Source organism: Rufibacter ruber (genome assembly GCF_001647275.1).
Classification (GTDB): Bacteria; Bacteroidota; Bacteroidia; order Cytophagales; family Hymenobacteraceae; genus Nibribacter; species Nibribacter ruber_C.
Window position 1 is genome coordinate 1 of sequence record NZ_LRMM01000099.1, and the last position, 12,677, is coordinate 12,677.

The following is a 12,677-nucleotide window of genomic DNA, read 5'->3' on the forward strand; positions in this document are numbered from 1 at the left end:
CTTTCCCCGGTATGCAAGAGAAAAGTTAAAACTTTTTCCCCGCCCTGCCGCCTGCACTTCCTTACCAAAACCGCTCCTGCCGAACGGGATGCAAAGGTAATAAGAAATCCCGGTCCCGCAAGCGCCACCCGGAAACTTTTCCCCGGGGCCGCCGTTTAAGGCTCCCCCGAAGGGCCCGCCCCTGCCGAACGGGACGCAAAGGTAGTCAAAATACCCGCGCCTGCAAACCCAACACCCTTTTGAGCCCCCACGGACGCCGCCCGCGGCGGGCGCTGAGACAGAACCCGCCTCAGTCTCAGCCAGTTCCCCACTGGAAGTTTTTTTCTTAAAAATTTCACCCATGCCTCTGACATGATGAATCACGGTCGCCTCCACCGGCCACAGAGGCTGCGCTTACGCTGCCAAAGGGTTATCTTGGTGCCTTAGAGGAGGGAATACACCATTTTCGTTTTCGTGAAAGATTGTTATCCGTGCAATCAGAACCTTCTGGCTCCTCCCTTATGCTTGTATAGAAGTACGAGAGGCAGTTACTCCAGAAACAGAAAAGGAGCCCATGCTTTTTGCATATGCTCCTTTTCCAGGTTTACTGAATTACTTACAGCTCTATTTAACCAAAGTGCTTTTACGGTCTGGACCTACACTTATTATGTTTACGCTTACTTCCAGCTCCTTCTCCAGATAGGCTACGTACTCCAGCACTTCTTTAGGAAGGGCACCATAGCTCTCAAAATTTCTCAGCTCCTGGTCCCAGCCTTTCATACTTACGTACACCGGTGTAAGTTCTGCTTTATCCAGATCATGCGGCAATTGATCAGTAAGAGTGCCGTCTGGCAGTTGGTAATGGGTGCATACTTTGATTTCGTCAAAGTCATCCAGCACGTCTGCCTTCATCATGTTTAATTGGGTAACCCCGTTCAGCATGATGGCATACTTGAGCGACGGCAGGTCTATCCAGCCGCAACGGCGGGGACGCCCGGTAGTAGAGCCGAACTCTCTACCAGCTTGCCTGATCTTCTCCCCTACCTCATCATGCAGCTCTGTGGGGAAAGGTCCGCTTCCTACCCGGGTGCAGTACGCCTTGAAGATCCCGTAAACTTCGCCAATATGGCGGGGAGCAATGCCCAAGCCAGTACAAGCGCCAGCCACCAGGGTATTAGAAGAGGTAACAAACGGGTAGGTTCCGAAATCAATATCTAAAAGGGAGCCCTGCGCACCTTCTGCCAGAATTTTCTTTCCGTCTTTGATGGCCTGGTTGATCATGTACTCAGAATCTACCAATGTGAAAGACCGCAAAAACTCTACGGCACTGAAGAACTGCTCTTCCAGCTCTTCAATCTCCAGTGACTTCTGGTAAAAAGAGGCAATCTTCTGGTGTTTTGCTACAGTGGCCTGATAGCGCTCTTTGAAGTCAGGCAGCAGGATGTCACCAACGCGCAAACCGCTACGGCCAATCTTGTCCTGGTAGGCCGGGCCAATCCCTTTTTGCGTAGAGCCAATTTTTGACGTACCCAGGGCTTCCTCAGAAATACGGTCCAGGCTTTTATGCGAAGGCAGAATGAGTTGGGCTTTCTTGGAGATGAACAGGTTGCGGCCGGCATCAATCCCGCGGGCGGTGAGTTTCTCTACCTCAGTCCGGAACACGATGGGGTCCAGCACCACGCCATTCCCTATTATATTAGTGATGTGTTCGTGAAAAATCCCGGAGGGGATCTGGTGCAGCACGTGCTTGGTCCCTTCAAACTCAAGGGTGTGTCCGGCATTGGGCCCTCCCTGGAAACGGGCGACTACATCATACTGGGGAGCAAGAACATCTACGATTTTCCCTTTTCCCTCATCGCCCCACTGGAGGCCTACTAGAATGTCAACTGGCATTTAAAGTGATTCTTTTAGAAGCTGAATTGCGCTGGTGTCATCTTCAGCAATAGTGAAGATGGCGTTCAGTTTTGTGATGATTAATAATTTACGGATGTGCTCAGAAGGGTTGATCAAGACCAGCTCACCGCCCCGGTTTCTGAATTTGGTCAGCAAAGAGACCAGAACCCCTATGCCGCTACTGTTGATAAACCTCACATTTGAGAGGTCAATAGCGGCCAGAAGCAGGGAGTCGTCTATGGTGTTATTGGCCAGGTCTGTCAGGCGCTGGGTCTCTGGCCCGCCAATCATGTCACCTTCCAGCCGTATGATCAAGACTTTGTCTTGCAGGGTGTGCTCAATTTTCATGGGTAGGGGCGTTTAGTTTAGCCTGGCAGTCGCCGCAGATGCCGTACAAATTTAAGGAGTGGTGCAGAATATTAAAATTCAACAGCTCTCCCACCATGGTCTGGATGTTGTGCACCCGCGGGTCACAGAACTCCACCACCTTGTGGCACTCGGTACAGATGACGTGGTCATGCTGCCGGCGGCCATACGATTTCTCATACTGCGCCAGGTTTCGGCCGAACTGGTGCTTGCTCACCAGGTCATTCTCAACCAGCAGGTCAAGGGTGTTATACACGGTGGCCCGGCTCACCTGGTAGTTTTTGTTCTTCATACTTATATAAAGAGACTCCACATCAAAGTGCCCGGTGCGGGAATAGATCTCCTCCAGAATAGCATAGCGCTCCGGAGTCTTCCGGAGGCCCTTATTCTCAAGGTATGCGGTAAAGATTTTCTTCACCTCTAGGAATTTAGCTTCGTCTAGTGCCATATACGTTCTCCTGCTGCAAACTTAACAGTTTTACACGGTAAAGCTAAAACTACAGAAGAAAGGTATTTAGTTCGGTCAGATTTCACTACTCAGAAGTAGGTAATTTGAGGCCAAAACCTGCCCTTGCCGCATCAAGAATATTGTTTATCTATATATTTGAGCACGAATATTAGTTATGAGACAATTGATAGGAACAAACAACTAAAACTCAATTATTTACTTATCTGCTTATGAAAACAACTACTTTCACCAGAGGCATGGGTTTCTCTATGCTTTGCCTACTGGGCACCTTGTCTGCCCCTGCTTTTGCCCAGTCTGCAGACGTCAATGCGGCTGCTGCTGAGCCTGCACAGAGGAGCCAAACCATTCTGCTGGCACACGCCGCCCCGGCTACTGAGCCCGCCACCATTTCTTACCGGGAGGCCACTTCTTCTTACAAACCTTTTGCGGTAAAACGTAAGCCGAAGGCTGCTTTTGAAGACGGAGGTTGGGCGTTAAATCTGGGATATGGCGTGATGATGGAAGGTACTAAGCCAGACGGTATCACCGGGCCATTCCAGGTATCCTTAGACAAAGCCCTTGGCGTAGAACTTGGACCAGGCGTAGTGGGTTTAGGTGCTGAATTTGGATACGCTGGCTATGATTTTGGAGAAGATGATGAAGCCGCAACTGTAAGCTTATTCCAAATCAGTGCAAGAGGTACCTACCATTATGATTTCTTACAAAATGATCAGTTAGATACCTATGCCGGTATTGGCTTCGGCTATTTCACTTCAAAGACAACGTTTGAAGATGAAGAAGTACAAGAGATGTACGAAGAGTTTGGAGATGATGAAGATGAAAGTACTACCGAGTTTACATTCATCATTGGTGCACGCTACTACTTCACTGAGAAGTTTGGTGTGTACGGCGAATTCCAGAACAATGCTCTTTCAAGACTCGCTCTTGGTCTCAGTGTGAAATTCTAGTCACTGAGAGCCCCATAAAAAAGAGGCGCCCGCTACCAAATAGCGCGCCTCTTTTTATGGGGCTTGTCAGGTAAATTCAAGTTTACGTTTTAGGGCTACTTTTCAGAAAACAGGCCCAAAACGCACTTCTCAACCAAAGCCGCAAGCCATTTCAAGCAAAGGGTTTCGTTCCTGTTTTCGGGCTGTTTTTCAAAAAGTAGCCCTAAAACAGAAATGCGTTAAGAATCAAAACGGTCAACGCTCAAGACGCCGTTCACCCGCAGCAGTTTCTGGATCAGTTTCTCCAGCTGGGCAGTGTCATTCACAAAGATCATGAGGCGGCCTTCAAACACCCCGTCATGCGAGTCAATGGTAATGGAGCGCATGTTCACTTTGAGGGAGTTGGAGATTACTTTGGTCACATCATTCACCAGCCCCACCCTATCGGTTCCTTTGATGGTGATACCGGCTAAGAAAGAAAGCTCCTGCTGCCCGGTCCATTTGGCCTTTACAATGCGGTGGCCGTAGTTAGACATCAGCTCAACCGCTTTGGGGCAGGTGGTGCGGTGAATGGTGATTCCCTGATCCTCGGTCTGGAACCCGAACACATCATCACCGGGAATGGGGTTACAGCAGTTGGCCAGCGTGTAGTCAATCTTATCTGTGTCTACCCCAATGGCCAACAGCTGCGAGTTAATGCCCCTGATCTTTTCCACCTCTTTGTCAAACGTAGAGCCGTCCAGCAACGAAATGGGCCGGTATTTCTCGCTCTGCGGATTAAAGATATAGTCTTTGATTTCCTTCAGGTCAAGCAACCCAACCGCTATCCTGTAGTAAAAGTCCTGCAGTGAGGCAGCATTAAAATAAGCTGCCAGACGGTTTAGGTTGGCCGCAGAAGGCTCAACAGATATGCTCCGGAGCCGCTCCTCTACCTGCACTTTTCCTTCTTCGGCTTTGCCTTTGCGTTCTTCGCGCAGGAACTCCTTTATTTTAGAGCGGGCCTTGGAGGTGGTCACAAATTTGAGCCACTCCCCCGTGGGCTTCTGCTTCTGAGACGTCAATATCTCTACCTGGTCTCCGTTGTGCAGCCGGTAACTCAACGGCACCAGCTTCTGGTTCACCTTGGCACCAAGGCTTTGGTAACCTATCTGGGTGTGAATCTCAAAGGCAAAATCAAGGGCGGTGGCACGGTCTGGCAAGATAATCAGTTCGCCCTTGGGCGTAAAGACGAAAACCTCCTCTACAAAGAGATTGGTCCTGAACTCATCCAGAAACTCAATGGCATTGGTGTCAGAGACCTCCAGCATGTCGCGCACTTTGTTGATCCAGTTGTCCAGACCAGACTCTGTGGGGCCCACGCTACCGGTTTTATATTTCCAGTGGGCGGCATATCCCCGTTCAGCCACGTCATCCATGCGTTTGGTTCTGATCTGCACCTCCACCCACTGCCCGGTTTTACTCATAACGGTGGTATGCAGCGCCTCATAGCCGTTGGCTTTGGGGGTACTGATCCAGTCGCGCAGGCGGTCTGGGTTGGGCTGATAGAAGTCTGTGACAATAGAGTAGACGCGCCAGCAGGCCGGCTTCTCCTGCTCATACGGCACGTTCAGGATAATCCTGATGGCAAAGAGGTCATAGATCTCCTCAAACGTCACATTCTGCTTCTTCATCTTCTTCAAGATGGAGTAAATGGACTTGGGTCTGCCTTTCACCTCAAAGTCTTTAAAGCCCTGCCGCCGCAGTTCCTCCTCTATAGGGCCAATAAAATCAGCGATAAACTTATTACGGGCGCTCTTGGTCTGCCGTATCTTGTTGGAGATGAACTTGTAGGTCTCGGTGTCTGTGTACTTGAGGTGCAGGTCTTCCAGCTCAGACTTGATGGCATATAACCCCAGGCGGTGCGCCAGCGGGGCGTACAGGTACATGGTCTCAGAGGCGATCTTGAGTTGCTTGTCCCGCGCCATGCTGCCCAGCGTGCGCATGTTGTGCAGGCGGTCGGCCAGTTTGATCAGGATCACCCGCACGTCATCAGACAGGGTGAGCAGCATCTTCCGGAAGTTCTCTGCCTGCTGGCTGGTGCCGTACTCAAACACCCCGGAGATCTTGGTGAGGCCCTCAATGATTTTGGCCACCCGCGGCCCGAAGTCGCGTTCAATGTCAGCAATCTCCAGGTCTGTGTCTTCTACCACGTCATGCAGCAGGGCGGCCACTATGGAAGTGGTACCCAGCCCAATCTCCTCCACGGCAATCTGGGCCACCGCCAACGGGTGCAGAATGTACGGTTCCCCAGACTTACGGCGCATGTCTTTATGGGCTTCCAGGGAGGTGTTGAAAGCCTTTTTTATAATCTTGGCGTCATTGTCCTTGAGAAAAGGCTTGGCATGGCGCAGCAACTTTCTATAATGGCGCAGTATCTCTTTCCGCTCTGCTTCGTGGTCAATCATACAGGTAAGTACATCAAAAAACGGGGCAAGGCAAGCGCCGAGGCGTTTTTGAATTATTTTTCATAAATTTCAACAAAAAAAACGAATCATAGTTGCATAAACAAAAAAGAGTTTGCTACATTTGCAGCACAATTACGGAGCACATTATCACATGCGGATGTGGCGAAATTGGTAGACGCACTAGACTTAGGATCTAGCGCTGCGAGGCATGGGGGTTCGAGTCCCTCCATCCGCACAAAGAAAACCCTCAATCCCAACCGGGGTTGGGGGTTTTTCAATTTAAAAATAACCTTAAAGATCAATAGCCTTGAATATTACCCTGAATCAAACCGATGGCCTGAATGCCAGCCTAAAAGTAAGCCTGCAAGAGGCTGACTACGCTGCCCGTGTAGACGAGCAAATCAAAGAATACAGCAAGAAGGCCAACATCAAAGGCTTCCGCCCGGGTAAGGTTCCAGCTGGTTTGATCCGTAAAATGTACGGCAAAGGAATCCTGGTTGAAGCCATCAACCAGCTCCTGGGTGAGTCAGTGAACAACTACATCAAAGAAAACAAAGTTCGTATTCTGGGCGAGCCGCTGCCCGAGCGCCAAGACGAGAACTCTATTGACTGGGACAACCAGAAAGAGTTTGAGTTCAGCTACGCCGTTGGTTTGCTGCCCGAGTTTGAACTGCCTCTGAGCGAAGTCTCTGTTCAGAAATACAACATTGAGGTAGACCAGACCACCGTTGATGAAGCCTATGAGCAGATGAAGCGCCAGTTTGGCAAAACCACCAACCCAGAGGTGTCTGAAGCCAATGACTACCTGTACGGTGAGCTGAAGCAAGTAGACGGCGAGTTTGAAACCAAAACCCTCCTTCCGTTAAACAAGGTGGTTTCTGGCGCTGACAAATTCATTGGCGTGAAACCAGAAGACACCATCACCTTTGACATTAGAGAAGCGTTTGGTGATGATGCCGCTCTGGCACATGTGACCGGCCTGAGCAAAGACGTGACCAAAGACCTGAACGGCCAGTTCACCTTCACGGTAGAGAAAATCAACCGTACTGAGGCCGCTGAGATGAACCAGGAGTTCTTTGACAAGATCTTTGGGCAGGGCAACGTGACCACTGAAGAGGAGTTTGACGCCAAAGTGCGCGAGGTGATCAAAGAGAACTATGAGCGGGAGGCCGAAAACGTACTTGACCGTGACGTGATTGACCAACTGGTGGAGAAATCTTCTATTGAGATCCCGAACGAGTTCTTCAAGCGCTGGTTAACCGTGACCAATGAAGGCAAGATCACCCCTGAGCAGATTGAGGAGTTCTATGACCAGTATGTGAAGGAGCTGAAGTGGTCAATGATCCGGAACAAAGTAGTTGAGGAGAATGACATCCAGATCAAGAACGAAGACGTGGTGAACAGCGCCCGCCAGAAAATGATGGCCCAGTTCAACATGCCAGAAGTTCCTGAGGAAATGGAAGACACCTTCAACAACTTCCTGGACAACCACCTGAAGCAGAACAACGGCCGCAACTTTGTAAATGAGTATGAAGGCCTGGTGGCAGAAAGAGTGCTGGCATTTGTAAAGGAAAAAATCACCATTACAGAGAACACCATCTCCGCTGAAGAATTCCGGAACAAAGTAGGGGCGTAAGTAGCCTCTACGGTTTAAAACAGAAAAGCCCTTGCTGTGCAGCAAGGGCTTTTCTGTTTTCGTACGTTTTAAATTTACTTTATACTAACATAGCTGGTTTTAAGTGATTTTATTAAATTACCCAACACTTATGTTTTACCGTATTGTTGTATAAAATCAGATAATGTTAGCGACTCAATTAGTTTACTTAATATTCAGCTTTTTAATATACAGCTTTGACCAAAACCCAGTTGGTACCATCAAGGTTAATCGCCATTATATTGACAAAACAGAAGTTTTAAATATTCATTGGTCAGAGTATATATATCACAGGAGCCAGGGACTTGATTCAGCTGATGCTCAAAAACTTTACCCTAATGGCTCAAACCATTGGTATTCACAACCTGCTAACCGTTTCGAACCAATAGTACTGATAACGTATGAACAAGCTTTGGACTATTGTGCCTGGCGCTCAAAAGTCGTCAGCGAGCGGGTTGGGAAGAAAGTCACTTTCAGATTACCAACACCAACTGAATGGAAAGCAATTGCTGAAGAATTAATTGCAACTGATTTGAAACAAATTGAGGAAGAATCAGAGAAGATTAAAAAATTAAGCAGCAAAAAATCATCTCCCTACATCTTAATTGCTGAAGAAAATCCAAAGGCAAGAGTGTATCATTTTTTTAACAACGTTACAGAAATGACTCTTGAAAAAGGTATTGCTATGGGCTCAAACAATCATGAATTGTTAAATAATACTTCTACCTTAACTAATAATTTAATTAAATATAATGACCCACATCCATATCTAGGATTTAAGATGCATTGCAGAAATAGAATAAAACAGAACGTAAGAATATATAATAATTGTTGTACGTAAACTTTTGCAACCAAAGTTACTTATAAACTCAGCCTGATCTGCCTAGCACGAACAATCAAATACTCTAGAAAATCTTCACAAATCATAATATGAGCCGTTAACAGAAACACCAAGCTACGTGATCCTATTGTCAGCCATATTGTCAGCAAAAACCAACTTTCCCTTTTTTGGCCTGATTTCTGAAAAAGAAGCCTAAAAACGGGGCATTAGCATCTGCCTCGTTTTGTAACCTACACGTTTCTTTTTAAGTTAAGGCTAACTAAACAGAACCTTTATGTACAACAAAGACGAATTCAGAAAATTTGCCGTGAAGGGCCTTGGCATGAGTGGCCTGGGCGTTGACCAATACCTCACCCACATTGAAAGCACTGCGCGCCTGCAGCCTACCAGCATGACCCGCTCGGTAATTGAAGAGCGCCCTACCAACTTTAGGGAGATTGACGTGTTCTCCCGCTTAATGGTAGACCGCATTATTTTCCTGGGCACACAGGTAGATGACTATATTGCCAACATCATTACCGCCCAGCTGCTGTTCCTGGAGTCAGCAGATTCAAAAAAAGACATTCTGCTTTACATCAACAGCCCGGGGGGCTCTGTGTACGCCGGTTTGGGTATCTATGACACCATGCAGTATGTGCAGCCAGATGTGGCCACCATCTGTACCGGTTTAGCCGCCTCTATGGGTGCTGTGTTGCTTTGCGGCGGCGCCAAAGACAAGCGCTCTGCCCTGCCCCACGCCCGCGTGATGATTCACCAGCCAATGGGTGGTACCCAGGGCCAGGCCTCAGACATTGAGATCACCGCCCGTGAGATCCTGAAACTGAAGAAAGAACTCTATGAGATCATCTCCAGCCACAGCGGCAAATCTGTGGAGCAGGTAGACAAAGACTCTGACCGTGACTACTGGATGATTGCCCAGGAAGCCAAAGAATACGGTCTGATTGACGAAGTCCTGACCCGTCATAAATCATAACCCACTGCTTTTGTTAAAACAGGAAAGCCCGCAGCACTGCGGGCTTTCCTGTTTTAATACATTCCTGTTTTGGGGCTGTTTTCAGAAAAACAGCCCCAAAACAGGAATCAAGTACTTTGTCAAAACTACCGGTACCTTTTTCCCCTCTCTGTTCTCCTGCAAAGATCTTGGTGGCGAACAGCAGGAGCGGTCAATGAGCGTCTTTCTGGCTCGCAATCAGAATCCCTTCAGGATGTGATAAAACAGATCAGGTAAATGTCTTCCCCTTACAGTTTAAGCCTGATCCCGCGCCTGCCTAGCAGCCACACCACCAACACCACCAGCAAGGCGAAACCCAGTGATTTCACCAACCCAAGCACACCCGTCCGCATTCCTTCAGGCAACCGGAAAGACAAGTACGCCACCAGCCCCATGTGCAGGTACGGGATTAAGTAGCAGGTGAGGGTGCTGGTGCCGGCAGGTTGAACCAACCGGTACCATTTCTTGATGCCCTTTACGTCTGTGAGGTACACCATGCCCGCAAAGCAGAGCAGACTAATGCCTGCGCAGATAGCGGTCCAGGAAGGGGTGGCTCTTATTTTAGAAATCTCCCAGACAGGCCGCGTCATAAACCCAAAGGCCAGCCACCCCGCCGCCGCCGCCAGCGCGTACACCCAGAAAGCCTTCTGGTTCAGAGGGTGTCGCTGGTAGAACCAGGTAGTCACTACCCCGGCCATGGTGAGCGCAGGCATACACCCGTCGCCAATAATCCAGACATACGCTTTCACCCCGGCCAGCGGCTCTAACCAACCCAGGTGCGCGGCGCTATTAAAGGCCAGGAAAAACAGCATACCTCCCACCAGCGCCCCTATCTGCCCCTTAGAGAACAAGTACACCAAACCGCCCAGCAGGTAAGCCCACCCAATCATGCCCAGAATGCCCCACCACTGCGGGCGCATCCAGACCGTGCCTTCGGCCGAATGGCCTTTGTACAAAGCCGCCAGTACTGCCAGCAGCAGCACACCCACGGCTTTGAGCACCCATGGGTATTTTCTGGAAGCATCTTTGGGATAATCCAGCCAGACCAAAAAGAAGGCAACAGTGATCAGGATAGCCCAAATGGGCCGGGGCAGCAGTGCCTCTGGGCTGTAGCTGCCCAGGTTCACGTGGAAAAACCCCATCACCAGCAGCGCCAATGCCCGCAGCCCTATATGCCCGGCAATAGTAGCTGTGGCGTCTCCCCTGCGCCGTCTGCTCTGCACCGCCAGCGGAATGGAAAGCCCCACAATAAACAGAAAAGCCGGGAAAATGACATCAGAGAAACCCATGCCGTCTTCCTGCGCCTCAGTGTGCAGGAGCCACCCCGGAATACCCTGTAGTGTGCCCAGGTCATTGCAGAAAATCATGAGCACCATGACAACCGCCCTGAACGCATCAATAGAAATTTGCCGCGACGGCCCCAGGGCCAACCTTTCAGCCTTCTCGCCTATTTCCTGGTCCACTACCCGTGTAGTCCCTGCCATGTGGTTTCTTTTTTCTGGAAGATATCTGTTTTTGGCCTGTTTTCTGAAAAACAGCAAAAACAGAAGCGTTCACCTACTTATTTTCTCCCCCCGGTTTTGCGCCCAAGACTGTTTTACCAGGGTGCAGAGAGTTCTGCTTCAAACAGATACAACATAGCCTATATTTTATAAACTACTCTTTTACAACCACTTCACCCCCGGCCATAAAAACAATGTCTGAAAATATATTGGCATAGTGCTTAACCAATTTTGTAACTTTGCCGTAGCTGCCCCACTGTAGGGGCGAAAACAGTAGAATACCACACCCGGCTATGGCAGAAATTACGTGCTCCTTTTGCGGCAAGAATAAGAAAGAAGTGTCTGTGATGATCTCAGGCATTAACGCCCATATCTGTGAGCGCTGCATTGGGCAGGCGCAGCAGATCCTGAATGAGGAGAACCGCCTGCGTGCCAACAACCGCGCCCCTAAGTTCAACCTGATCAAGCCCAGGGAAATGAAAGAGTACCTGGACCAGTTTGTGGTGGGTCAGGATGAGGCCAAGAAAGTAATGTCAGTAGCGGTTTACAACCACTACAAACGCCTCATGCAAAAACCCAAGGCAGATGATATTGTGATTGAGAAGTCAAACATCATCATGGTAGGTGAAACCGGCACCGGGAAGACCTTCCTGGCCCGCATGCTGGCCGGCATCCTGCAGGTTCCTTTCTGTATTGCTGATGCCACCGTGTTAACAGAGGCCGGGTACGTGGGGGAAGACGTAGAAAGCATTTTGACCCGCCTCCTGCAAGCCGCCGACTATAACGTGGAAGCCGCAGAACGGGGCATTGTCTACATTGACGAGATTGACAAAATTGCCCGCAAGAGTGACAACCCCTCCATCACCCGTGACGTGAGCGGCGAGGGGGTGCAGCAGGCCCTCCTGAAACTGCTGGAAGGCACCTCCGTTAACGTTCCGCCGCAGGGCGGAAGAAAACACCCGGAGCAGAAGATGATCACGGTGAACACGGAGAACATCCTGTTCATCTGCGGCGGGGCGTTTGTGGGCATTGACCGCCTCATCAAGAGCCGCCTCAACACCAAACCTATTGGCTTCTCCAAAACTTCTCTGGATGAGCAGATGGACACTGATAACTTCCTGCGGTACATCACCTCGCAAGACCTCAAATCATTTGGGTTGATTCCCGAGCTGATTGGCCGCCTGCCGGTGGTCACCCACCTGAACCCGCTAGACAATGAAACGCTCCGCCTGATCCTGACAGAGCCTAAAAACTCATTGATCAAGCAGTACAAGCGTCTGTTTGAGATGGAGAACATCACGCTGGAGTTCACAGATGAAACCCTGGAGTACATTGTAGAAAAAGCGGCAGAGTACAAGCTAGGGGCCCGTGGCCTCCGCTCTATCTGTGAGGGGATCATGACAGATGCCATGTTTGACCTGCCTTCTGACCAGGACGGCGGTACCCTGGAAATAACCTTAGAATATGCCCGTGATAAATTTGAGAAGTCTTCTATCAAGCAGCTGAAGGTGGCATAGTGCACGCAAACCCATAAAAGAAGGGCTGCCTTACCAGATGTAAGGCAGCCCTTCTTTTATTTTGCCTGTTCTGTTTTCGGGCTGGTTTTCTAAAA

General features: G+C 49.5%; 10 protein-coding genes and 1 tRNA gene. 6 read left to right on the plus strand and 5 right to left on the minus strand.

Going from position 1 to position 12,677, the window contains the following annotated elements; genetic code table 11:
- Window positions 1-603: 603 nt before the first annotated feature.
- Genes A8O25_RS20925 through A8O25_RS20935 form a run of 3 tightly spaced genes read right to left on the minus strand, consistent with a single transcriptional unit; the run spans window position 604 to window position 2,686 of the window.
- Window positions 604-1,872, minus strand: coding sequence for an adenylosuccinate synthase (locus A8O25_RS20925; RefSeq protein ID WP_066839381.1), 1,269 nt, complete (start codon window positions 1,870-1,872; stop codon window positions 604-606).
- Entirely contained in the window at window positions 1,873-2,220 is a 348-nt protein-coding gene (locus tag A8O25_RS20930; protein ID WP_066839383.1) for an STAS domain-containing protein, read from the minus strand.
- Complete coding sequence (locus tag A8O25_RS20935; RefSeq protein ID WP_066839385.1) at window positions 2,210-2,686, minus strand: Fur family transcriptional regulator; 477 nt, start codon at window positions 2,684-2,686, stop codon at window positions 2,210-2,212. The genes A8O25_RS20930 and A8O25_RS20935 overlap by 11 nt, the downstream gene beginning before the upstream one ends.
- 257 nt (window positions 2,687-2,943) lie before the next feature.
- Here A8O25_RS20935 and A8O25_RS20940 point away from each other — a divergent pair, with 257 nt between their 5' ends.
- Entirely contained in the window at window positions 2,944-3,654 is a 711-nt protein-coding gene (locus tag A8O25_RS20940; RefSeq protein ID WP_161947806.1) for an outer membrane beta-barrel protein, read from the plus strand.
- Between the two features lie 218 nt (window positions 3,655-3,872).
- Here the strand turns inward: A8O25_RS20940 and A8O25_RS20945 are convergent, their stop codons facing one another.
- A complete protein-coding gene (locus A8O25_RS20945) occupies window positions 3,873-6,077 on the minus strand; it encodes a RelA/SpoT family protein (protein ID WP_066839388.1) in 2,205 nt (734 codons plus the stop codon).
- A 153-nt stretch (window positions 6,078-6,230) separates the two neighbouring features.
- On the opposite strand from A8O25_RS20945, the gene A8O25_RS20950 reads away from it, so the two are divergent.
- From A8O25_RS20950 to A8O25_RS20965, 4 genes are all read left to right on the plus strand, one after another.
- Window positions 6,231-6,312: transfer RNA gene (locus A8O25_RS20950), tRNA-Leu, on the plus strand.
- Between the two features lie 72 nt (window positions 6,313-6,384).
- Window positions 6,385-7,713 carry a trigger factor gene (tig, locus tag A8O25_RS20955; protein WP_066839390.1) on the plus strand — a complete coding sequence of 443 codons (1,329 nt, stop codon included), beginning with the start codon at window positions 6,385-6,387 and terminating at the stop codon, window positions 7,711-7,713.
- Window positions 7,714-7,876: 163 nt separating this feature from the next.
- Window positions 7,877-8,572: an SUMF1/EgtB/PvdO family nonheme iron enzyme gene (locus tag A8O25_RS20960; protein WP_066839392.1), complete on the plus strand. Its 696-nt coding sequence runs from the start codon at window positions 7,877-7,879 to the stop codon at window positions 8,570-8,572.
- Window positions 8,573-8,846: 274 nt separating this feature from the next.
- Window positions 8,847-9,545, plus strand: a complete 699-nt coding sequence (locus A8O25_RS20965) for a ClpP family protease (RefSeq protein WP_066839394.1) — start codon at window positions 8,847-8,849, stop codon at window positions 9,543-9,545.
- A gap of 266 nt (window positions 9,546-9,811) precedes the next feature.
- Here the strand turns inward: A8O25_RS20965 and A8O25_RS20970 are convergent, their stop codons facing one another.
- On the minus strand, window positions 9,812-11,047 hold the full coding sequence (locus A8O25_RS20970; RefSeq protein WP_082893808.1) for a DUF5009 domain-containing protein: 1,236 nt from the start codon (window positions 11,045-11,047) through the stop codon (window positions 9,812-9,814).
- 311 nt (window positions 11,048-11,358) lie between these two features.
- Between A8O25_RS20970 and clpX the strand changes: the two genes are divergently transcribed.
- Complete coding sequence (gene clpX, locus A8O25_RS20975; RefSeq protein WP_066839396.1) at window positions 11,359-12,582, plus strand: ATP-dependent Clp protease ATP-binding subunit ClpX; 1,224 nt, start codon at window positions 11,359-11,361, stop codon at window positions 12,580-12,582.
- Window positions 12,583-12,677 lie beyond the last annotated feature (95 nt).

Coding starts and splice junctions, on each gene's coding strand:
- A8O25_RS20960 (WP_066839392.1), top strand. CDS start 7,877: ATGTTAGCGACTCAATTAGTTTACTTAATATTCAGCTTTTTAATATAC.
- A8O25_RS20940 (WP_161947806.1), top strand. CDS start 2,944: ATGGGTTTCTCTATGCTTTGCCTACTGGGCACCTTGTCTGCCCCTGCT.
- A8O25_RS20970 (WP_082893808.1), bottom strand. CDS start 11,047: ATGGCAGGGACTACACGGGTAGTGGACCAGGAAATAGGCGAGAAGGCT.
- A8O25_RS20935 (WP_066839385.1), bottom strand. CDS start 2,686: ATGGCACTAGACGAAGCTAAATTCCTAGAGGTGAAGAAAATCTTTACC.
- clpX (WP_066839396.1), top strand. CDS start 11,359: ATGGCAGAAATTACGTGCTCCTTTTGCGGCAAGAATAAGAAAGAAGTG.
- A8O25_RS20925 (WP_066839381.1), bottom strand. CDS start 1,872: ATGCCAGTTGACATTCTAGTAGGCCTCCAGTGGGGCGATGAGGGAAAA.
- A8O25_RS20965 (WP_066839394.1), top strand. CDS start 8,847: ATGTACAACAAAGACGAATTCAGAAAATTTGCCGTGAAGGGCCTTGGC.
- A8O25_RS20945 (WP_066839388.1), bottom strand. CDS start 6,077: ATGATTGACCACGAAGCAGAGCGGAAAGAGATACTGCGCCATTATAGA.
- A8O25_RS20930 (WP_066839383.1), bottom strand. CDS start 2,220: ATGAAAATTGAGCACACCCTGCAAGACAAAGTCTTGATCATACGGCTG.